The sequence below is a fragment of the Bradyrhizobium sp. JR3.5 genome (assembly GCF_054057015.1).
Genome location: NZ_JBSRYV010000002.1, coordinates 5783455 through 5802965, shown reverse-complemented (window position 1 = coordinate 5802965; position 19511 = coordinate 5783455). Strand labels below are relative to the sequence as shown.

The 19511-nt window shown below is 64.4% G+C and carries 17 protein-coding genes and 3 pseudogenes; 14 read left to right on the top strand and 6 right to left on the bottom strand.

The genetic code is table 11. The features are described 5' to 3' along the window. Nucleotides 1–114: 114 nt before the first annotated feature. Both ACVWW1_RS44545 and ACVWW1_RS44540 read right to left on the bottom strand, forming a co-directional pair. Nucleotides 115–729, bottom strand: coding sequence for an IclR family transcriptional regulator domain-containing protein (locus tag ACVWW1_RS44545; protein ID WP_456660259.1), 615 nt, complete (start codon nucleotides 727–729; stop codon nucleotides 115–117). A 73-nt stretch (nucleotides 730–802) separates the two neighbouring features. Further along, nucleotides 803–862, bottom strand: a pseudogene (locus ACVWW1_RS44540) (hypothetical protein); the annotation flags it as partial. A gap of 193 nt (nucleotides 863–1055) precedes the next feature. Between ACVWW1_RS44540 and ACVWW1_RS44535 the strand changes: the two are divergent. From ACVWW1_RS44535 to ACVWW1_RS44505, 7 genes and pseudogenes are all read left to right on the top strand, one after another. Next, nucleotides 1056–1547, top strand: a complete 492-nt coding sequence (locus tag ACVWW1_RS44535) for a MaoC family dehydratase (RefSeq protein ID WP_456660258.1) — start codon at nucleotides 1056–1058, stop codon at nucleotides 1545–1547. Nucleotides 1548–1558: 11 nt separating this feature from the next. After that, a pseudogene (locus tag ACVWW1_RS44530) lies at nucleotides 1559–1690 on the top strand (MaoC family dehydratase); the annotation flags it as partial. Between the two features lie 85 nt (nucleotides 1691–1775). Beyond that, complete coding sequence (locus ACVWW1_RS44525) at nucleotides 1776–2009, top strand: MaoC family dehydratase (protein WP_456660867.1); 234 nt, start codon at nucleotides 1776–1778, stop codon at nucleotides 2007–2009. 245 nt (nucleotides 2010–2254) lie between these two features. Then, the gene (locus ACVWW1_RS44520) at nucleotides 2255–3562 is read left to right on the top strand and encodes an MFS transporter (RefSeq protein WP_456660814.1); all 1308 of its coding nucleotides are present in this window, start codon (nucleotides 2255–2257) and stop codon (nucleotides 3560–3562) included. Between the two features lie 197 nt (nucleotides 3563–3759). Then, nucleotides 3760–5380 (top strand): annotated as a pseudogene (locus ACVWW1_RS44515) (GMC family oxidoreductase). 7 nt (nucleotides 5381–5387) lie between these two features. Beyond that, on the top strand, nucleotides 5388–6290 hold the full coding sequence (locus ACVWW1_RS44510) for an alpha/beta fold hydrolase (RefSeq protein WP_456660257.1): 903 nt from the start codon (nucleotides 5388–5390) through the stop codon (nucleotides 6288–6290). A gap of 86 nt (nucleotides 6291–6376) precedes the next feature. Next, a complete protein-coding gene (locus tag ACVWW1_RS44505; RefSeq protein ID WP_456660256.1) occupies nucleotides 6377–6613 on the top strand; it encodes a hypothetical protein in 237 nt (78 codons plus the stop codon). A gap of 137 nt (nucleotides 6614–6750) precedes the next feature. On the opposite strand, the gene ACVWW1_RS44500 is transcribed toward ACVWW1_RS44505, so the two are convergent. Continuing rightward, on the bottom strand, nucleotides 6751–7158 hold the full coding sequence (locus ACVWW1_RS44500; RefSeq protein ID WP_456660255.1) for a GFA family protein: 408 nt from the start codon (nucleotides 7156–7158) through the stop codon (nucleotides 6751–6753). A 245-nt stretch (nucleotides 7159–7403) separates the two neighbouring features. On the opposite strand from ACVWW1_RS44500, the gene ACVWW1_RS44495 reads away from it, so the two are divergent. The 4 genes from ACVWW1_RS44495 (at nucleotide 7404) to ACVWW1_RS44480 (ending at nucleotide 10119) form a co-directional block, all read left to right on the top strand. Continuing rightward, entirely contained in the window at nucleotides 7404–8357 is a 954-nt protein-coding gene (locus ACVWW1_RS44495) for a metallophosphoesterase family protein (RefSeq protein WP_176532574.1), read from the top strand. Nucleotides 8358–8382: 25 nt separating this feature from the next. Next, nucleotides 8383–8706 (top strand): cupredoxin domain-containing protein, encoded by a 324-nt coding sequence (locus ACVWW1_RS44490; RefSeq protein WP_176532575.1) that lies wholly within the window; start codon nucleotides 8383–8385, stop codon nucleotides 8704–8706. 94 nt (nucleotides 8707–8800) lie between these two features. Next, nucleotides 8801–9358 (top strand): sigma-70 family RNA polymerase sigma factor, encoded by a 558-nt coding sequence (locus ACVWW1_RS44485; RefSeq protein ID WP_092125126.1) that lies wholly within the window; start codon nucleotides 8801–8803, stop codon nucleotides 9356–9358. Continuing rightward, nucleotides 9355–10119 carry an anti-sigma factor family protein gene (locus ACVWW1_RS44480; protein ID WP_456660254.1) on the top strand — a complete coding sequence of 255 codons (765 nt, stop codon included), beginning with the start codon at nucleotides 9355–9357 and terminating at the stop codon, nucleotides 10117–10119. The genes ACVWW1_RS44485 and ACVWW1_RS44480 overlap by 4 nt, the downstream gene beginning before the upstream one ends. A 134-nt stretch (nucleotides 10120–10253) precedes the next feature. Here ACVWW1_RS44480 and hpnO read toward each other — a convergent pair whose 3' ends face one another. Next, on the bottom strand, nucleotides 10254–11645 hold the full coding sequence (hpnO, locus tag ACVWW1_RS44475; protein WP_176532577.1) for an aminobacteriohopanetriol synthase HpnO: 1392 nt from the start codon (nucleotides 11643–11645) through the stop codon (nucleotides 10254–10256). Nucleotides 11646–11747: 102 nt separating this feature from the next. Between hpnO and ACVWW1_RS44470 the strand changes: the two genes are divergently transcribed. Then, a complete protein-coding gene (locus ACVWW1_RS44470) occupies nucleotides 11748–12404 on the top strand; it encodes a DUF2147 domain-containing protein (protein WP_176532578.1) in 657 nt (218 codons plus the stop codon). Between the two features lie 87 nt (nucleotides 12405–12491). On the opposite strand, the gene hpnN is transcribed toward ACVWW1_RS44470, so the two are convergent. Continuing rightward, nucleotides 12492–15107, bottom strand: a complete 2616-nt coding sequence (gene hpnN / locus ACVWW1_RS44465; protein ID WP_456660253.1) for a hopanoid transporter HpnN — start codon at nucleotides 15105–15107, stop codon at nucleotides 12492–12494. A 453-nt stretch (nucleotides 15108–15560) separates the two neighbouring features. Between hpnN and ispH the strand changes: the two genes are divergently transcribed. Both ispH and hpnH read left to right on the top strand, forming a co-directional pair. Beyond that, nucleotides 15561–16487 (top strand): 4-hydroxy-3-methylbut-2-enyl diphosphate reductase, encoded by a 927-nt coding sequence (ispH, locus tag ACVWW1_RS44460; RefSeq protein WP_092125121.1) that lies wholly within the window; start codon nucleotides 15561–15563, stop codon nucleotides 16485–16487. 45 nt (nucleotides 16488–16532) lie between these two features. Then, nucleotides 16533–17693 (top strand): adenosyl-hopene transferase HpnH, encoded by a 1161-nt coding sequence (gene hpnH / locus ACVWW1_RS44455; protein WP_207836420.1) that lies wholly within the window; start codon nucleotides 16533–16535, stop codon nucleotides 17691–17693. A 71-nt stretch (nucleotides 17694–17764) separates the two neighbouring features. On the opposite strand, the gene ACVWW1_RS44450 is transcribed toward hpnH, so the two are convergent. After that, nucleotides 17765–19504: a DUF2520 domain-containing protein gene (locus ACVWW1_RS44450; protein WP_456660252.1), complete on the bottom strand. Its 1740-nt coding sequence runs from the start codon at nucleotides 19502–19504 to the stop codon at nucleotides 17765–17767. Nucleotides 19505–19511 lie beyond the last annotated feature (7 nt).

Genomic DNA, 19511 nt, shown 5'->3' with positions numbered 1-19511 from the left:
ATCGCTCCAACCGAAACCCGGATACTGCACCCCGAGCGCCAGGTCGGGCTCGGCTCCGCGATCTAAGCAGGCAAGGTGATCCGAAACAATGACTGATCCAGAGCGTGTGCGCGCCTAGCCTGACGTGAGCATCTGGCTGCGGATCTCCTGTGCGGTGCGGCGCAGCGGCAGCAGAAATTTCTTGCGCGCGCCGGCCTCGCTGACCGTGCCGGAAATCGTGTTGACGCTGAGCGCCGCGACCACCGCGCCGGCGGGGTCGCGCAGCGGCACCGCGATGCCGCAGATCGCGGGATCAAGTTCGCCATCGACCCAGGCGTAGCCGTCGCTCTCGACCCGCACGAGCAGTTCGCCGAGACGCTCCGGATCGGTCACGGTACGCGGCGTGACCTGCTTGAAGCCGCCGGTCGCGAGATAGGCTTCGCGGGTGCCAGGCGGGAGCCCCGCGAGCATGACGCGCCCGAGCGACACCAGATGCGCGGGCAGCCGGCTGCCGACGCCGAGATTGGCCGACAGAATTCGCCGCGCCGGCAGACGCAGCGCATAGACGATCTCATCCTCATCGAGCACCGCCATCGCGCAGGACTCGCCGATCTCGTTGCGCAAATTCTCCAGCGCGCGCTGCGCGTGCGCCCAATAGGGCAGCGCGTTGAGATAGGACAGGCCGAGCCCGAGCGCGCGCGGCCGCAAGCTGAAATAGCGTCCATCCGAGGCGCAATATTTCAGCGCCACCAGGGTCGCGAGGATGCGGCGCGCGGGTGGCGCGGTTGAGACCAGCGGTGTCGGCGGCCTCCGCCAGCGTGTGCCGTCCCGGCGGCTTGCCGAGCGCCTCGATGATCGAGAAACCGCGCGCGATGGCGCGCACGAAGCCGTCACTCTCTTTGCTCACGACGTCATCTGGTTCGGGCTGTCGTTCTGCTCATCACATCGCAGCCCGCATGGCTGCCTGCACATGACGCGGCGGTGCCCGCTTGTCAGGGGCTCCCGACCGCGCTAGCGTCAATTCACACAGCGAATGAACTGTTCGCCTAGCGAACTGAATAGCAGGAGGACCCTCAATGGCGCAAGCAGAAAGTTCTGCGGCCACCCCGTTCGAAACCGATTTCTGGAAGGACGCGAAGCTGCGCAAGGTGTGGGACGACATCGTCCCCGGCGAGCCGCGCAAGACGCTGCCCTACAAGCTGACGCAGGACGCGATCGCGCTGTACTGCCGGGCGGTCGGCGAGACCAACCCGCTCTATCTCGACGAGACCGCCGCGAAGGCCGGGCCTTATGGCGGGCTGATCGCGCCGCCCGCGATCCATATCCTGTTGATGTTCGCCTGCACGCCGGCCGACGACTGGATGCGCTCGCCGGGTACCGTCAATGCCGGGCAGTCGTGGAGCTACAACATCCCTGCCCGTCCCGGCGACACCATCACCCTGCAGGCCCGCGCGCTCGACAAGTTCATCAAGCGCGAGCGGCTGTTCGTGGTGCACGACAACGTCTTCTTCAACCAGCATGGCGACGTGATCTGCTCGGGTCGCGGCCAGACCATACGTCCAATGTAAGGAGGATCACGATGACCTCAGCGAATTTCGATGCTCTCAAGGCCGGCGATACCATCGACGGCCCCGCTTTCGCCGTCTCGCGCGAATCGATCCGCCTGTTCTGCGATGCATCGCTCGACCACAACCCGCTGCATCTCGACGACAACTACATGAAGGGCGACTTCGGCAAGACCAATTTCGGCGGCATCATCATGCATGGCATGAACAATTTTCGGCCTGATCTCGCGCATGCTGACCGACTGGGCGCTTCCTGCCGGCGCGATCCATCGAAGGCTCGAGACGCGCTGGCTGAAGCCGGTGAAGCCCGGGGACACCATCCGCCCGGCCGGCACCATCAAGGCCAAGCAGACCACCGCGAAGTCGCGCTGGGTGCTGGTCGATGTCGCCGTGCAGAACCAGCGCGGCGAGACCGTCGCCGCCGGCGAAGCGATGCTGGAGTTTCCCAGCGCGAAGGCGAGCTAGCGGGACGATCGAGAGCGCGCGGCGGGCTCCGCTTCACCTCGCCTCGCCCCGCCTGCGGGGAGAGGCCGGAACGCATCGTCAGATGCGTTCCGGGTGAAGGGGAGCCTCTGCGGGCTCAGCTGCATTATGCGGAGACAGCCCCTCACCCCAACCCTCTCCCCGTAAGAACGGGGCGAGGGGGCGCGCCTACTTCGCGGCGCCAATTCGACTCAACAACCAAAACAAAATTCCTCGAGGAGACCTTCATGCAGGATGCGGCCCATTCGCGGCTCTATGGACGGATCGCCTGGCGTCTGATCCCGTTCCTGCTGGCGTGCTACACGGTTGCGATCATCGATCGCTTCAACATCAGCTTTGCCAAGCTGCAATTCCTGCACGATTTGAACATTGATGACGCCGTGTTCGGGCTGGCCGCCGGCATCTTCTCGGTCGGCTATGTCGCGCTCGAAGTGCCGAGCAATCTGCTGCTGGTCAAGGTCGGCGTCCGCAAGACGCTGCTGCGGATCATGCTGCTGTGGGGCACCGTGACCGTGCTGCTCGCGCTGGTGCAGAACCAGTATCACCTATATCTGCTGCGCTTCCTGCTCGGCGCCGCCGAGGGCGGCTTCTTCCCCGGCATCCTGTATTACCTGACGCTGTGGTTTCCGGATCGCGTGCGCGGCCGCATGACCAGCCTGTTCGTGATGGCGGTGCCGCTCGGCGGCGTCATCGCCGGGCCGCTGTCGGGCCTGATCATGGATCACATGCAGGGCGTCCACGGCCTGCATGGCTGGCAGTGGCTGTTCATCCTCGAAGGCGTTCCAGCCGTGCTGCTCGGCGTCGCCGCGTATCTTTATCTCGCTGACGGGCCACAGGCCGCGAACTGGCTCAGCACCGACGAGCGACGGCTGGTCGCAAGCGATCTCGCCCGCGACCGCGCCGCCGTTCCCGGCACCACGCGCAGCTTCGCGGCGGCGCTGCGCGAGCCGCGCGTCTATCTCTTGTCCTTCATCTATTTCGCGTTCTTTTGCTCGCTCAACACCATCCTGCTGTGGACGCCGACGCTGCTCAAGCGCGTCGGCGTGGCGACCACCACCGAGATCGGCTGGCTGAGCGGCGCGATCTCGGTCGCCTCGGCGATCGGCATGGTCGCGATCGGCTACAGCTCCGATCGCACGCGGGAACGCCGCTGGCACGTGGTCTGCTGCGGTCTCGTCGCAGCGGTATGCTTCATCGCCTTGCAGGCCGCGCAAGGCAGCATCCTGCTGACCGTGACGCTGCTCGCCATCGCCTCGATCGGCATCTTCGCGATTCTCTCCCTGTTCTGGACCATTCCGAACGCGATGCTGGAAGGCAGCGCCGCGGCGGGCGGTATCGCGCTGATCAGCGCGATAGGCTCGTTCGGCGGCGCGGTCTGCCCTGCCCTGATCGGATGGATGAATGTCGCGACCGGGAGCATCTACACACCGCTCGCCCTGGTCGGCGCCGTGCTCGCGATCGGCATGCTGACGCTGATCGTCTGTGTGCCGCGGCCTGGACCCGAGGTCACGCTCGCCGATCCGAGCCGTCCCTGATCATCCAGCGCACGCCCGGCGCCGTCGACCGGGCTTGTCTCGACCGGCTGCATCTGGATAGAACTCGATTCTGACTCTGTCAGAACCGAGTTCTATTTTCTTGTATTGACGCGTTTTCTTCACGCGAACCGGGCTCCACTTCGCTCGAAAACGCTATAGAAGGACGTCAACAAAAGACGCTTGCCGGGAACGAGGACATGCCGCGAAGGCTCGAAGGTGATTTCGACTACATTATTGTCGGCGCAGGCACGGCGGGCTGCATCATGGCCAACCGCCTGTCGGCCGATCCGAAGAAGCGCGTGCTGCTGCTCGAAGCCGGCGGCAAGGATAACTGGATCTGGTTTCACATCCCGGTCGGCTATCTCTTCGCGATCGGCAATCCGCGCTCGGACTGGATGTTCAAGACCGAGGCTGAGCCCGGCCTCAACGGCCGCGCGCTCGCCTATCCGCGCGGCAAGGTGATCGGGGGCTCGTCGGCGATCAACGCCATGATCTCGATGCGCGGCCAGGCCGCGGATTACGATCACTGGCGGCAGCTCGGCCTCACCGGCTGGAGCTACAGCGACGTGCTGCCGGCATTCAAGCGGCTGGAGGATCACTTCCTCGGCGAGAGCGAGCATCATGGCACAGGCGGCGGCTGGCGCATCGAGGCGCCGCGGCTGTCGTGGCAGATCCTCGATGCGGTCGGCGATGCCGCCGAGGAGATGGGCATCAAGCGCATCCCCGACTTCAACACCGGCGACAACGAAGGCACCAGCTACTTCCACGTCAACCAGAAGCGCGGGCGGCGCTGGTCGTCGGCGCGCGGCTTCCTCAAGCCGGTGCTGAACCGCAGCAACCTCAGGCTCGAGACCGACGTGCTGGTCGACCGCCTGATCATCGAGAGCGGCCGCGCCGCCGGCGTGCTGTTCCGTCAGGGCAACGAGACGGTAGAAGCGCGCGCCAAAGGCGAAGTGATTCTCTGCGCCGGATCGATCGGCACCACGCAGGTGCTGCATCGTTCCGGCATCGGCCCGTCCGAATGGCTGTCGCCGCTCGGCATCGACATCGTGGCTGACGTGCAGGGCATCGGCCACAATCTGCAGGACCATCTGCAGCAGCGCGCGATCTACAAGGTATCGGGCGTGCGCACGCTGAACGAGACCTACTACAACCTCGTGCGCCGCGGCCTGATGGGCCTCGACTACGCGTTTCCGCCGCCGCGGGCCGCTGACCATGGCGCCGTCGCAGCTCGGCATCTTCGCGCGCTCGGATGCGACGCGCTCGCGCGCCAACATTCAGTTCCATGTGCAGCCGCTGTCGCTCGACAAGTTCGGCGATCCGCTGCATCGCTTCCCCGCAATCACGGTGAGCGCCTGCAATCTGCAGCCGACCTCGCGCGGCACGGTGCGGATCCGCTCGACCGCGCCCGACGACAAGCCGTCGATCGCGCCGAATTACCTGTCGACCGAGGACGACCGCCAGGTCGCGGCCGACGCGATCCGCACCACGCGCAGACTGATGAAGCAGAAGGCGCTGGAGAAATATCGTCCCGAGGAATTCCTGCCCGGCCCCTCGGTCGGCGATGACGACGCCGCGCTCGCCAAGGCCGCCGGCGACATCGGCACTACGATCTTCCATCCCGTCGGCACCGCGAAGATGGGAACGGCAAACGATCCGATGGCCGTGGTCGACGAGCGCCTGCGCTTCTACGGCCTCAACGGCCTGCGCATCGCGGATGCCTCCGTGATGCCGACCATCACCTCCGGCAACACCAACACGCCGACCGCGATGATCGCCGAGAAGGCCGCGGCGATGATCCTGCAGGATGCACGATAGAGCGACGATGAACTCCCGGAAGCGCATTCTCGTTGGCGATGCCGGCGCGCAGATCGCGCTGGCACGATGGGGCGAGCCGGCCTCCGGCAAGCCGCCTGCGCTGTTGCTGCACGGCACCGGCTTTGTCGCCGAAGTGTGGACCGAGGTCGCGGAAGCGCTGGCCGCCGACTACACCGTTTATGCGCTCGACCGCCGCGGCCATGGCCTGAGCCACAAGCCGCCGGCCGACCGCTACCATTTCCAGGATTTCGCCGACGATGTCTGCATGGTGGTCGAACGCCTCGATCTCCATGACATCTACGGCATCGGTCACAGCGCCGGCGCGACCGACCTGATGCTCGCAACGAAGCTGATGCCGGACCGCTTCGCGCGGCTGTTCGTGACGGAACCGACCGCGATGGATCCGCGCACGCCGCGCACCGGCGGCCTGAGCGAGATCGCGCGCGCGTCGGTGCAGGGCGTGCTGCGCCGCCGCGCCGAATTCGATAGTGCCGACGATCTGTTCCGGCGATTGCGCGCCGCGCCGGCGTTCGCGCCGTGGACCGAGCCGTCGCTGTGGGCCTATGTCCATCACGGTTTTGCGCGGCTCGACGACGGCCGCATGCAGCTACGCTGCACGCCGGAAATCGAGTCGGCGCTGCTTGGGCCGATCTTCCAGGCCATGGAGCAGATCTACACCGGCGATGCGCGCGGCAATCCGTTCCCGTGGTTCTCCGATATCGCTTGCCCGGTCTGCATCGCCACGGCGCAGCAATCATGGCCGGTCTACAAGGAGATGGCCGATCGCGCCGCGGCCCTGATCCCGCACGCCAGCCGCTGGACGTTCGAGAACGTCGGGCATTGCGTCGCGCAGGAGGCGCCGGGGTTGATGGTTGCGGCGCTCAAGGCATTTGATGCGCAAGCCGGGTAGCACCAGCCAAACGCCCGCCAAAAGAAATCGCCGTCCCCTTGCGGGGGACGGCGGAAGCCACTCACGCAGTACTGGAACGTTTATTAGTGTTCGCCGTGGTGCTCGGCGTGATGCCGGCTCGCCTCGGTGTGGTGATGCTGGGCGTGGCTGGCGTGACCATGGGCGCTGTGCGCGTGATGCGCCGCCTTGTGGTGATCGCCGGCTTCGTGGTGCTTGGCGGCTTCGCGGTGATGACGCGCCGCGTGTTCGTGATGCTCAGCTGCCTTGTGATGATGCTCAACGCCCGCGTGGTCGCTCATGAAGATCTCCGGTCTGGCGAATGAAGTCCGCCATTCTTATGCAGGAGCGCTGACATTATGCTGACGGCTGCAAGACAGCTTTGTTGCGGTTGTTCATCTATGTTGCGGGACCTCGCCATGTTGCGGCGCGCATCAGCGCCGCTGCACCGGTCGGCCGCCCGTCATACCGGCGGCGGAAAGCGCTCGATGGTCGGCAGCTCATGCGCCGCTTCCATCCAGCGCAGCCGCTCCGCGACCTGGATATGCATGGTGGCCGGCACCGCATCGGGATCGTCATAGGTGCCGCTCTGGATGTCGATGAACCCGGGCAAGATGTTGCCATTGGTGTAGAAAAGCCCGGTGCCGCAGTTCGCGCAGAAATGCCGCCGGCCATGCTCGGAGGACCGGTAGATGCTGGGCTGCCCCTTGGTCACCTTGACCATGCCTTCTGCGACCATCACCCAGCCGACCATCGGCGCGCCGGCATGGCGCCGGCAATCGGTGCAATGACACAGCGCATGGACGACCGGTTCCCCGGTCACCTCGTAACGAATCGCGCCGCAGTGACAGCCGCCGGTGACCTCTGCCATGTTTTCCTCCGACCGATCAGTGGTTTGCCGGGTCGATAGCGTTGCAGGCCCCAAACTTTCAATGGCGCATCTTGCCCTTGCGTCCACCTGTCGCGCCGGCCGTATGGCCCCTGACACGGCCGGCTTTCCGGCTCACGAAATCGTTATCCCGGCCCTCAACCCCCTTCAAAGCCCCGGGAATAAACCCCTGGGCCCGCCGATCACCTCCCCGGAAACCCAATCCTTGGGCCCATGGGAGACTTGTCATGAGCGGACACGATCACGACCACCACGATGAAGAGAAGGGCGTCAGCCGACGCAAGGTGCTGGAATGCATGACCTGGGCCGGCACCGGCGTACTCTGGACGGTTACCGGCGGCGTGCCGCATTCGCTCGGCATCGTCGGCTCGGCGGCGGCAGCCGAAGCGACCACCGGCATGACCTTCATGCAGATCAGCGACAGCCATGTCGGCTTCGACAAGCCGGCCAACCCGAATGCCATCGGCACGCTTGAGGAGGCCATCAACAAGGTCCGGGCGATGCAGGTCAAGCCGTCGTTTATGATCCACACCGGCGACATCACGCATCTGTCGAAGGCGTCCGAATTCGATGACGCCGATCGCATCATCTCGCAGGCCAAGCTCGACGTGCATTACGTGCCGGGCGAGCACGATTTCATCGATGAGGAGGTCAAGCTCTACAAGGAGCGTTACGGCAAGGGCACCAAAGGTCCAGGCTACTACTCCTTCGACGCAGGCGGCGTGCATTTCGTCGGCCTCGTCAACGTCGTCGACCTCAAGGGCGGCGGCCTCGGCAATCTCGGCAACGAGCAGCTGGAATGGCTCGAGAACGACCTCAAGGGCCGCTCGAAGTCGACGCCAATCGTGCTGTTCGCCCACATCCCGCTGTGGACGGTCTATCCGCAATGGGGTTGGGGTACCGAGGACGGCGCCCGCGCACTGGAGTACGTCAAGGGCTTCGGCTCGGTCACCGTGCTGAACGGCCACATCCACCAGGTGATGCAGAAGGTCGAGGGCAACGTCACCTTCCACACCGCGCGTTCGACGGCCTTCCCGCAGCCCGCGCCGGGTGCCGCCCCCTCGCCCGGCCCGATGAAGGTCGAGGATGCCAAGCTGCGCAGCATGCTCGGCGTCGCCAGCATCAACTTCAAGCAGAACAGCCAGCCGCTGGCGATCATCGACACACCGCTGCAGGGCTGAGGCACAAGGCTAAGGGAAGAGACCGATGAGTTCGATCAATCGACGCGATTTCGGTATAGCCGTGGTCGCGACCATGCTGCTTCCTGTCACGGCGGCCCGCGCCGAAGACGTCGCGGTCCACATCGACAACTTCTCGTTCGCGCCGAACCCGCTCGAGGTAAAGGTCGGCACCACCGTGACCTGGACCAACCGCGACGACATCCCGCACACCGTGGTGTGTGCGGGCAAATTCCGCTCCAAGACCATGGATACCGACGGCACCTTCTCGTTCACCTTCACGGAGCCCGGCGAGTACAAGTATTTCTGCTCGCTGCATCCGCACATGACAGGCAGTATCAAGGTTGGGTAACGTGACCACCCATACAATCACAGCGATGCCCGGCCGGTGGCCCTCCGCCCCCGGCCGGGCACAAGCCGTCTCTCGACATGCCGGGCAGGACACGATGGTTGTCAAAGCGTCGCAAGACGATCCCGAAAAAGCGCGGCGCTTCCGCGAAGCCGCGCTGCCGTACCTTGACGACGCCTATACCCTGGCACGCTATTTGTTGCGCGATGCGGCCGACGCCGAAGATGCGGTGCAGGAATGCTATCTGCGCGCCTACAAGCATTTCGACAGCTACCGTGGACCTGCGATGAAGCCGTGGCTGTTTGCGATCCTGCGCAATGTCTGCCGCGCCGAATATGCACGCCGCAAGACCGCCCCCACCGCGGTCGAGGAGCTGCCCGAGGGTGGCGATCAGGCCCCGCTGTGGAACGAGGCGCCGGAGACACCGGAAAAGCAGCTGCTGCGTCGCTTCGACGGCGACACCGTGCGCAAGCTGGTCGCGGCGCTCGCCGAGCCATTCCGCGAGACCTTTGTGCTCAGGGAAATCCAGAATCTTTCTTACCGCGAGATCGCCGATGTCGCCGCCGTGCCTGTCGGCACCGTGATGTCCCGCCTCGCACGCGCCCGCGCCATGCTGCGATCGGCCTGGCTCGCGGAACAGGAGCAAGTGAAATGAACTGCGAGGAAGCCGAAGTGCTGGTCCACGCGCTGATCGACGGCGAACTCGATGCCGGCCATGCGCGCGAAGTGGAAGCCCATATCGAGGGTTGCGCGCATTGCGCCGCCCTGATGAAGGAATATCAGGAGATCCGCCAGGCGATCGCCGAGAGCGATGTGCGCTACAAGGCACCGCTCGAGCTGCGCCGCAAGATCGAGAAGGCGTTGCCGCAGCCGCAGGCGGCGCCGACCAGGCGCTCGGTGCTGCGCGGCTTCGCGATGGGCTCCGCCGTGTCGGCGATGGCCGCAACGGGCCTCGTCGCGATCGTGCTCCGCAATGACGACGAGCAGCGCATCGAGAACGAGGTGGTGTCGGCGCATCTGCGCTCGCTGCAGGCCGGCCACCTGATCGACGTGGTCTCGACCGATCAGCATACGGTCAAGCCCTGGTTCAACGGCAAGCTCGACGTCTCGCCGCCGGTGATCGATCTCACCGCACAGGGCTTTACCCTGATCGGCGGCCGGCTCGACTACGTCAACGCCCGCGAGATCGGCTCCGTGGTCTACAAGCGGCGCCAGCACGTCATCAACCTGTTCGTGGCGCAGACCGCGAGCACCGAACGGAAGTCCGCGAAGATCTCGACCTTGCAGGGCTTCAACATCCGGCGCTGGAGCGACCGCGGCCTGAACTACTGGGCAGTCAGCGATCTCGGCGCCGACGAACTGACCGAGTTCGGCGACAAGTTCGAGAGCGCGATGCACGCGAACAAGGAAGGGTGATTTGTAGATCGGTAGGGCGGGTTATTAGCCAACGGGTCCGCGCAAAGCGCGGCCCGATGACAGGCTCCGCGTAACCCGCCGCCAGTCTCTCGTCGGCTGCATTACGCCTTCGGCCAAAGTGCGACTCTACGAGTTTACGCCGACTTGCGCACCGCGTTGTCGACCAACGTCTTGCCGAGCGACCAGATCGCGCCGGGCACCTTGTGGCTGCCGGCGATCACCTCGTCGAACGATCTTTCGATCCAGCTGCAGTCCTCTTCGGTGATCACGAGCGGCGGCAGCAGCTTGATGGTGTGAAGGCCGTGGCCGGCGACCTGGGTCAGGATCTTGTGATCCTTGAACAGCGGCACCGTGATCAGCTGGCAGAACAGACCCTTGTTGGCGGTCTCCAGCAGATTCCACGACGCCTTGAGCCGCAGCGATTTCGGCGGACCGAACTCGACGCCGATCATCAGGCCCTTGCCGCGGACTTCCTTCATCAGCTCATAGCCCGGCACCATGCGCGTCAGGGCAAGGCGCAGCTCGGCGCCGCGCTTGGCGGCGTTCTCGACGAGCTTCTCGGCCTTGATGACATCGAGCGTGGCGATGCCGGCGGCCATCGCCAGATCGTTCTTGGCGAAGGTCGAGCCATGCACGACGGCGCGGTCCATCTGGTTGAAGATCTTGTCGAAGATGTTCTTGCGCGTCAGCAGCGCGCCGATCGGCACGTGGCCGCCGGAGAGCGCCTTCGCCAGCAGCACCATGTCGGGCTCGATGCCCCAGTGCTCGATCGCGAGGAACTTGCCGGTGCGGCCGATGCCCGTCTGGATCTCGTCGGCGATGAACAGCGTGCCGTATTTGCGGCACAGCGCCAGTGCGCCGGGCAGGAACTCGTCGGTGGGCATGTTGACGCCCTTGCCCTGGATCGGCTCGACGATGAAAGCGCCGACCTGGCGCGACGACAGCGCCTTTTCGAGCGCCTCGAGATCGTTGTAGGGGATCGGGGTGCAGCCCGGCAGCAGCGGCTCGAAGCCGCTGCGGAAATTCGAATCATCGGTCAGCGACAGCGCGCCGTAGGACAGGCCGTGGAACGAATGCCCGCAATAGACGATACCGGGACGGCCGGTCGCGCCGCGCGCGAACTTGATCGCTGCTTCGACGGTTTCGGCACCGGAATTGGCGAAAAACACCTTGTCCAGATATGGGACATATTCCAGAAGCCGTTCCGCGAGCACGCCGGCGAGCGTAGAGACGTCGAGCTGCACCAGATTCGGCAGATCGGCGTCGAGCACGCTCTTCAGCGCCTTGCGCAGGTCCGGATGATTGCGACCAATCGCAAAAACGCCAAATCCGCTCAATAGATCGAGGTAACGAGCCCCCTGACGATCGAAGAGGTATTGGCCTTGCCCCTTCTGGAAGCCGACGTCATAGCCGATGGTCTTGAGGACGCGAACGAGCTGCTCGTTGAGGTGACGCGTGTGCATGGCACCGCGCTGCCCCTCGCGCTCCACAAAAATCTCGGAAACGTCTAAATTGGAACTTACCATTCGTTACATACGTCGGTTGATGGCCATCTCGTCAACTTAAAACGCTCGCTAGCGGCGTTTTGACCCCCGCTCGGATCGTCTAGTTAAGCACAGGTTTGGACCATGTTGCACTGCCCAAGAACTTTCGCGCGTACAATAGCCTTTTCAGGTTTATTTTTGGCCACCGTATTATCGCCGGCGCTTGCAGCGGACCCGACCGGCGACTGGAAGGTCGCCGACGGTGTCGCCACCATCCGCGTCGCCCAGTGTAATGGCAGCATGTGGGGTGCGGTGTCCTGGGAAAAAACCCCCGGCGGCAAGGATAAGAACAATCCTGATCCCGCGAAGCAAAGCAGGCCGACGCTTGGCATGCCGATCCTGATCGACATGAAGAAGAAGGCCGGCACCGATGCGTGGGAAGGCCAAGTCTACAATGCGAAGGACGGCCAGCTCTACAGCTCGACCATCAAGCCCGTCGGCACCGATCAGCTCGAGATCCAGGGCTGCGTGCTCGGCTTCCTGTGTGGTGGCGAGACCTGGACTCGCGTTGGTCCGCCGATCCCGGTCAGCGTCGCCGGCAACCCGCCTGCCGCGGGCAGCCCTGCAGCGAAGGGAGCCCTGCCCAAATCGGCGGCGCCGCAGAAGACCACCGGCGCCGTGGCGCCTGCCACCAAGCCGGGTCAAAAGCAGGCAGCCACTGCCCCAGGCAGCGCCAATGCGTCTGCTGACGTCGTGGGCGATATCTGCCTGCTCCCCGACATCGCGCGACCGACGCATTGAGGGAAGCGAGCGGGCAACATCGCCCGCTGACATCGCGGCTTAGCGGCGGCTGCCGCCAAATCGGATCGAAAGCGGACCGCGAACGCGTCAGGTGACGTCGTTGGCGATATCCTCCTCCTTGAGGGCCTCGCGCGGCTTGCCCATCAGCGCCGGCTGGAACAACAACACTGCCGCGAGCGTAGTGACGAGCGAGAGCGCGAGCAGCTTGCCCATGCTCGCGGTGCCGGGATGGCTGGACAGCCACAGGCTGCCGAACGCGGTCGCCGTGGTCAGCGCGCTGAAAAAGATCGCACGCGTCAGGCTCGACTGCAGCAGGTTTGTCCTGCCCTGCCGCCATGCCGTGACATAGTAGATCTTGAACGCGACGCCGACGCCGAGCAGCAGCGGCAGCGCGACGATGTTGGCGAAGTTGAGCGGCAGTCCGATCAGCACGCAGATCTCCAGCGTGACGATGCCGGCGACCAGGAGCGGCACCAGCGTCATCAGCACGTCGACGACGCGGCGCAGCGTCAGCCACAGCAGCAGGCCGATCGTGACCAGCGCCAGGATGCCGGCGTGGATGAACGCATTCACGATGACATCGCCCGACTTCAGGATCGAGACCGGCCCGCCGATCGCGGTCGGCTCGGCGGCGAGCACGGCGTCGGCAAAACGGCGCAGATTGTCGTTGTCGTTCGGATCGCCCTTCGGCTCGACCTCGACACGCATCAGGCCGTCCTTGGTCCTCCAGCTCTCGACCAGTTCCGGCGGCAGGTTCTGCAGCGTGACGGTCTGGGCCTGCAGCGTGTTGCGGAGCTGATCGAACACGATCTTCATCGGCGCGACGAAGACGTCCTGGGCCTTGTCACGGATGGACTGGTTCGAATCGGCCAGCTTCTGCAGGGCGTCGGCGAGCCGGCGCGCGGCAACCGCGCCCGCCCCCTTGCCGTCGCCCGCGGTCCTGCGCAGGCTGTCGACCGAGCTCTTCAGCGACTCGACATTCTCCTGATCCGACGGCGCCGGATCGACCGAGTCGGGGTTGAGCGCGGGGCCGAGCGTCTTGGCCGCCTGCGCGATCAGCTTCAGCTTGGCCGGCTGATCATCAGGCACGAAGCTGTCGAGCGACATCACGCGCGACACTTCCGGCAGCTTCTCGAGCTTGGCCTCGATCTTCTTGGCGTCGGCCTCCGAGCGCGTCATCACGTTGATGGCGTTGGCACCGGTGTTCGGATCGTTTCTCAGGTCGAGGAAGGTCGCGATCGATTCCGCGTGCTTGTTGCGCAGATTGATCGGGTTGAAGTCGAACTTCATGTAGTGCAGCAGCGGCAGGCCCGCGACCGTGACCAGGATCGTGCCGACGATGATCGGGACGCGATGCTTTTCGAGGAAGTGATCGAGCGGCGCCAGGAAGGCGTAGCCGACCGGCTCCTTCTCTCCAGGCGGATTGAGCAGGTCGAGCAGCGCCGGCAACACCGTGATGCTGGTGATGAAGGCCACCAGCATGCCGGCGCCGGCGATCTTGCCGAGTTCGGAGATGCCCTTGTAGTCGGTCGGCAGGAAGCACAGGAAGCCGGCCGCGGTCGCCATCGCCGCGAGCGACAGCGGCACCGCCGAGCGGCGCGCGGCGTTTTCCAGCGCCAGCGTCAGGTTGTCGTTCTTGTAGCGCTCGGAGCGGTAGCGGACGCTGAACTGGATGCCGAAGTCGACGCCGAGGCCAACGAACAGCACCGCGAAGGCGATCGAGAGCAGGTTCAGCGACCCGACCATCATCAGGCCGACCGCCGTGGTGATGGCAAGACCGATGAACAGGTTCACGAACACCGCGAAGATGATCTTGCCGGAATGCAGCGCCAGCCAGAGGATGATCAGCACGATCACCACGGTGCCGATGCCGTTGCGGATCGCGCCGTCCTGCACGGTGGCGTATTCTTCGTTGGCGATCGGCACGGGTCCGGTCAGGCGGACGCGCGCGTGATACTCGGTCGGGAATTTCAGGTCGGCCGCCGCCTGGCGGATCGCGTCGGTTGCGTCCTTGCCCGGCTCCAGCGCCGAATAGTCGATGATCGGCTTGATCTCGATGAAGGCGCGCTTGTCCGAATCGGTCAGCGGCTTGTCGCTGGTGAGCTCACGCCAGGAGAAGGTCACATTGCCCTTGGCGAGGACGGTCTCGACGGTCTCGGAGATCAGGTTGAAGGGCGGAGCGGCGTTGTCGAGCTTGACCTGTCCGCGCTTGACGCCGGCAAGGCCGGTCTCGAGCGCTCCGGTCAGCCCGCGAATTGAAGGGTCGCCGGCCATGATCTCGATCAGCGGCGCGGCCGATTCGAGCTGGCCCGTGACCTTGCCGACCTCTTCGGTCGGCAGGAACAGCAAGCCGTTCTTCTCGAAGAATTCGCCGGAGCCAAGCGCGGTGATCGCCTCGAAGTTCTTCTTGTCGGCTTGCAGCTTCGCGGTGAGCGCCTTCGCCGCCGAGCTGGTCAGCTCGGGCGTCGCCGCCTCGACGACAGCCAGGATCAGCCGCTCGCGATCAAAGGCTTCCTCGAACTGGTTGTCGCGCTTGCGCCAATCCAGATCCGGCGAGATCAGCTTGTTGATGTCGGTGTTGATCGAGAAGTTGCGGGCCGTATAGAAGCCGGCGCCGATCGACAGCAGCACCGAGAGAATGACAACCGGAAGGGCAAAACGCGTACAGGTTCTAACAACGGAGACGACAATATTTGTCAGCACTTCGTTTCTTTCTAATCTCTGGGAAGCATGGCCGAAAACGCCCGCTCTGTAGCGGAGTTCCCGGGACCGATCTAATGTTGTTTTGGTTATCTTCCTCGACGAGATGGTGAGGAGGTTCCAAAGCACAGGAACGGCCACGAGTCGCCGGTATAGACCGCGGGAGTGGGCGATAAAGTGACGAACAAGTGAGGGAGACCGAGGGGCGCAGGACCTGAAATCCACACTATATTACCTCAATCGCCTCACTTGACTGGCTACTCATCCGCTCGAAGCGCTACCTTTTTGCCACAAATCCCTGTATTTCCATGCCCTTGAGGGCGCGGATCACGTGCAGGACCTGAGATGGTGCGGACATTGCAACTGAAGTTGCGGCGTCCGCCCGGGCGGAGTGCGTTGCCGAAATGGCCGCAGGGCATGGAATGAGATTGGTGCAATTTGCGTAACGGACGACCTATGGAAGTGTTTCTTGCCCAGCCGCGCGGCTTTTGCGCGGGCGTTGTGCGCGCGATCGAAATCGTCGAACGCGCGCTGCAGAAGTATGGCCCGCCGGTCTATGTCCGCCACGAGATCGTGCACAACAAATACGTGGTTGAAAGCCTGAAGAAGAAGGGCGCGATCTTCGTCGAGGACCTGTCGGAAGTGCCGGCCAAGGCGGTGACCGTCTTCAGTGCCCATGGCGTCGCCAGGAGCGTCGAGGAGGAGGCGGAGGCCCGCGACCTGCCGGTGCTCAATGCCACCTGCCCGCTCGTCACCAAGGTCCACAACCAGGGTAAGCGCTATATCTCGAGGGGCCGCGCCCTGATCCTGATCGGGCATGCCGGCCATCCCGAGGTCGAGGGAACCATGGGGCAGGTTCCGGGGCCGGTCCTGCTGGTCCAGAGCGTTCAGGATGTGGCGGAATTGCGGCTGCCGACCGATGCCCCGGTCGCCTATATCACCCAGACCACCCTGTCCGTGGACGACACGAGGGACATCATCGCGGCCCTTCAGGCAAAATTTACAGATATTCAAGGCCCGGACATCAGGGATATCTGCTATGCGACACAGAACCGCCAATCTGCGGTAAGGGACCTAAGTAAGCTGGTGGACGTCATTTTGGTGGTGGGGGCCGCCAATAGTTCCAACTCGAACAGGCTTCGTGAGATCGGCACCGAGGTTGGTGTCGCGAGTTATCTCATTGCCGATGGGAGCGAGCTCAACCCGGATTGGCTGAAGGATGCGAAGGCCGTCGGCATTACGGCGGGTGCATCGGCACCTGAGGTTTTGGTCGACGATGTCATCGAGGCCCTGCGGCGCATCGGACCGGTGTCGGTCTCGGTCGTTCCGGGCCGAGAAGAAAATATCGAATTCCGGCTGCCGGCCGAACTGACTGCGGGCTGATCTGAACCCACTTCCCTTTGATAAGTGCAGAAAGAAAATCGTCTAATGGCTATACCGTTCTTCAAGGAAATGCGTATCGGCGGTTATCTGATCAAGCAGAAGCTGCTTGGCCGCAAACGCTATCCGCTCGTGCTGATGCTGGAACCGCTGTTCCGTTGCAACCTCGCCTGCGTTGGCTGCGGCAAGATCGATTATCCCGATGCGATCCTCAATCGCCGCATGACCGCGCAGGAATGCTGGGACGCGGCCGACGAATGCGGCGCACCGATGGTGGCGATCCCGGGCGGCGAGCCGCTGATCCACAAGGAGATCGGCGAGATCGTGCGCGGCCTCGTGGCGCGCAAGAAGTTCGTCTCGCTGTGCACCAATGCGCTGCTGCTCGAGAAGAAGCTCGATCTGTTCGAGCCGTCGCCCTATTTGTTCTTCTCGGTGCATCTCGACGGCCTGAAGGACCATCACGACAAGGCGGTGTCGCAGAAGGGCGTGTTCGATCGCGCCGTCTCCGCGATCAAGGCGGCGAAGGCCCGCGGCTTCACGGTCAACGTCAACGCCACGATCTTCGACGGCCATCCGGCCGAGGAGATCGCCAAATTCCTCGACTTCACCACCGAGCTCGGCGTCGGCGTCTCGATGTCGCCGGGTTATGCCTATGAGCGCGCGCCCGACCAGGAGCACTTCCTCAACCGTACCAAGACCAAGAAGCTGTTCCGCGACGTCTTTGCGCTCGGCAAGGGCAAGAAGTGGAATTTCATGCATTCCGGTCTGTTCCTCGACTTCCTCGCCGGCAACCAGGAATACGAGTGCACGCCCTGGGGCATGCCGGCGCGCAACATCTTCGGCTGGCAGAAGCCCTGCTATCTGCTCGGTGAAGGCTACGCCAAGACCTTCAAGGAGCTGATGGACACCACCGATTGGGAGACCTACGGCACCGGCAAGTACGAGAAGTGCGCCGACTGCATGGCCCATTGCGGTTACGAGCCGACCGCGGCGACCGCTGCGATCAACAATCCGCTGAAGGCGATGTGGGTCGCGCTGCGCGGCATCAAGACCACTGGCCCGATGGCGCCGGAGATCGACATGTCGAAGCAGCGTCCGGCGCAGTACATCTTCGCCGAGCAGGTCCAGAAGAAGCTCTCGGAGATCCGCCGCGACGAGGCTGAGGCCGCCGCTGCCAAGCAGCAAGCGAAGGCTTCCACCGCCGCCTGACGCTCCATGCGAGCGGAGAGCAGAAAATTGAAGGGCCCCGGTTCGGCGAACCGGGGCCCTTTTTTCTTGGATCAGGATGCCGCCTGCTCTTGCCGGGTTCGCAACAGCAGCTGCTCGATCTCTGCGGCGCGCGAAGCGCTGAGTGTGCCACGCTCGATCCCGAGCGGGACGTTGCGCAGAGCCAGTTCGCGGTACAACGCGCCCGAGGCGGGAAAGCGCTCGTCCAGGGCCCGCAGGTGCTTGACGATCGTTCCAACGTCGCCGCGCGCCACGCAGCCACCCATGCCGTTGGCGAGGCCACCGTCGAGAACGGCCGCGACGGTGCCCCGCAGCAGCGGCATCATGGCGCGCAGCGCGTCGGCCTCGCTGGCACCAAAGCTCTTCCAGAGCTCGACGCCTTCCTTGAGCAGCGAGATCAGGAACGGACCGACATAGTAGGCCGAGGCATGATAGAGCGCCCGCACGCCGGCCGGCAGCGCCAGCGGCTCGCAGCCGATGCTGGTGGCGAGCCGTTCAAGGTCGTGCCGGAAGTCGCCTTGCGCCTCGATGCCGACGGTGCATCCGCGCAGCCCTTCAAGCGCGACGTCGGGATTTGCAAACATCTGCATTGGATGAAACCCGCCGGTTGCGGCGCCCGCGGACCGCGCATGATCGAGCGCCGCCAGTTCGGTCGCGCCGCTGCAATGGACCACGCGGTGACGCGGCTCCCAGCGCAGACCGCGGCAGACCGGCAGGATCGCGTCGTCGCTCACGGTGAGGAAAACCATGTCGCAGAAATCCACGACCTGTTGCGCGTCGGCCATCGGCCGTGCCGACGGGACGCGGGATCCGAGACGCTGCGCGGCATCGAGACCGCGGTTGTGAAAGGCCGCGACGTTCAGATCCGCGCGGGCGAATGCCGGTGCGAGCGTCTGCGCCACGCGGCCGGTACCGATGAAGCCGATCCGCAACGCCGCCGGCGACCTGCTCATTGCGCGTAGCTCCCGTCGATGCGGTCGAGCCTGCGTCGCAGCGCCGGCCATTCCAGCAGCCCGTAACCGGCCTGCAGGTTTTGCGCGCGCCTCATTCAGCACCGGATTGGTGTCTCGCTCATTGTCGAGCGTGATCTCGGTGCCGGCAAAGCAGGTCACCGTGTTGCCGATCGCCAGCTCGCTCGGCGCGTGCAGCGGCCGGCCGCAGCCGAGCGCATCGACCTGGATCCGGCAGGCCTGCTCCAGCCAGTAGATCGCATTGAACGCCTGCGGAATGGTGTTGCCGCAGACCAGGAGGCCATGATTGCGCAACACCAGCGCGTTGTTGCGGCCGAGATCGGTGACGACGCGGTCGCATTCGTCGCGATCGATCGCCGGCCCCTCGAAGTCGTGATAGCCGATCCGCCCGTGAAACCGCATCGCCGTCTGCGACAGCGGAAGCAGCCCTTCGGCAAGCGTGCTGACCGCGGTCCCTGCCCGGGTGTGGGTATGCAGAACGCATTTCACGTCGGGCCGTGCGCGATGGATCGGGGCATGCAGATAGAAGCCGGCCACGTTGACGTTGTAGCCGTGGTCGGGCTGCAGCAAGGTCCGGCCCTCGATGTCGATCTTGACGAGGCTCGACGCCGTGATCTCCTCGTAGAGCATGCCGTACGGATTAATCAGATACCGATCGTCATGTCCCGGGAGCTGCGCGCTGATGTGGTTGTAGATCAGGTCGGTCATTCCATAGAGCGCGACCAGGCGGTAGCACGCCGCGAGATCGACCCGGGTTGCCCACTCCTCTTCTCCGACGATGGCCCTGACATCGTTGACGGCACAAGCTTCGGTCTGACGCATATGACAG

What these genes read in the sequence shown, in the direction of transcription:
- ACVWW1_RS44525 (WP_456660867.1), top strand. Translation starts at nt 1,776, where the DNA reads ATGCTGACCGACTGGGCGCTTCCTGCCGGCGCGATCCATCGAAGGCTC.
- ACVWW1_RS44470 (WP_176532578.1), top strand. Translation starts at nt 11,748, where the DNA reads ATGTTGCACTGCCCAAGAACTTTCGCGCGTACAATAGCCTTTTCAGGT.
- ACVWW1_RS44485 (WP_092125126.1), top strand. Translation starts at nt 8,801, where the DNA reads ATGGTTGTCAAAGCGTCGCAAGACGATCCCGAAAAAGCGCGGCGCTTC.
- ACVWW1_RS44450 (WP_456660252.1), bottom strand. Translation starts at nt 19,504, where the DNA reads ATGCGTCAGACCGAAGCTTGTGCCGTCAACGATGTCAGGGCCATCGTC.
- hpnH (WP_207836420.1), top strand. Translation starts at nt 16,533, where the DNA reads ATGGCTATACCGTTCTTCAAGGAAATGCGTATCGGCGGTTATCTGATC.
- ACVWW1_RS44535 (WP_456660258.1), top strand. Translation starts at nt 1,056, where the DNA reads ATGGCGCAAGCAGAAAGTTCTGCGGCCACCCCGTTCGAAACCGATTTC.
- ACVWW1_RS44490 (WP_176532575.1), top strand. Translation starts at nt 8,383, where the DNA reads ATGAGTTCGATCAATCGACGCGATTTCGGTATAGCCGTGGTCGCGACC.
- hpnO (WP_176532577.1), bottom strand. Translation starts at nt 11,645, where the DNA reads ATGGTAAGTTCCAATTTAGACGTTTCCGAGATTTTTGTGGAGCGCGAG.
- ACVWW1_RS44510 (WP_456660257.1), top strand. Translation starts at nt 5,388, where the DNA reads ATGAACTCCCGGAAGCGCATTCTCGTTGGCGATGCCGGCGCGCAGATC.
- ACVWW1_RS44520 (WP_456660814.1), top strand. Translation starts at nt 2,255, where the DNA reads ATGCAGGATGCGGCCCATTCGCGGCTCTATGGACGGATCGCCTGGCGT.
- ACVWW1_RS44480 (WP_456660254.1), top strand. Translation starts at nt 9,355, where the DNA reads ATGAACTGCGAGGAAGCCGAAGTGCTGGTCCACGCGCTGATCGACGGC.
- ACVWW1_RS44495 (WP_176532574.1), top strand. Translation starts at nt 7,404, where the DNA reads ATGAGCGGACACGATCACGACCACCACGATGAAGAGAAGGGCGTCAGC.
- ispH (WP_092125121.1), top strand. Translation starts at nt 15,561, where the DNA reads ATGGAAGTGTTTCTTGCCCAGCCGCGCGGCTTTTGCGCGGGCGTTGTG.
- ACVWW1_RS44500 (WP_456660255.1), bottom strand. Translation starts at nt 7,158, where the DNA reads ATGGCAGAGGTCACCGGCGGCTGTCACTGCGGCGCGATTCGTTACGAG.